Source organism: Gaoshiqia sediminis (genome assembly GCF_025907915.1).
Taxonomy (GTDB): domain Bacteria; phylum Bacteroidota; class Bacteroidia; order Bacteroidales; family Prolixibacteraceae; genus Gaoshiqia; species Gaoshiqia sediminis.
Genome location: NZ_JAPAAF010000107.1, coordinates 1 through 637, shown reverse-complemented (window position 1 = coordinate 637; position 637 = coordinate 1). Strand labels below are relative to the sequence as shown.

Sequence of the window (637 nt, the reverse complement as noted above, 5' to 3'; positions counted from 1 at the left end):
ATGGGTGGTGCCTGGCTTTCGCAGCATTTGTGGGAGAAGTATTTGTACAGCGGCGATTTGAACTACCTCGAATCGGTTTACCCGGTGTTGAAATCGGCATGCGAGTTTTATCAGGATTTTTTGGTCGAAGAACCAACCAACAATTGGCTGGTGGTGAGTCCGTCCATTTCGCCGGAGAATGCACCGGCCGGTCGCCCTTCGGTCACAGCGGGAGCGACTATGGACAATCAAATCCTGTTCGATTTGTTTTCAAAAACCATCAAAGCGGCCTCCTTATTAAATCAAGACCGGGAGTTGATGGCTGATTTTCAACAAATCCTCGACCGTCTTCCGCCTATGCAGGTTGGCCAGCACGGACAATTGCAGGAATGGATGGAAGATCTGGATAATCCGAACGATAAACACCGGCATGTTTCTCACCTTTATGGCCTTTACCCAAGTAATCAAATTACGCCATATGCTACTCCTGAATTGTTTGATGCGGCGAGAACGACGCTCATTCATCGTGGCGATGTGTCAACAGGCTGGTCGATGGGCTGGAAGGTGAATTTTTGGGCCCGCCTGCTCGATGGGAATCATGCCATGAAACTGATCAAAGATCAACTGACGCTGGTTGATCCGGTGAATGGCGGAAGAA

1 protein-coding gene is annotated in these 637 nt (G+C 49.5%); it reads left to right on the top strand.

The annotated features are described in order from the left end of the window. Positions 1-637: glycosyl hydrolase family 95 catalytic domain-containing protein (locus N2K84_RS20190; RefSeq protein ID WP_428222004.1), on the top strand; the 637-nt coding region annotated here is incomplete at both ends.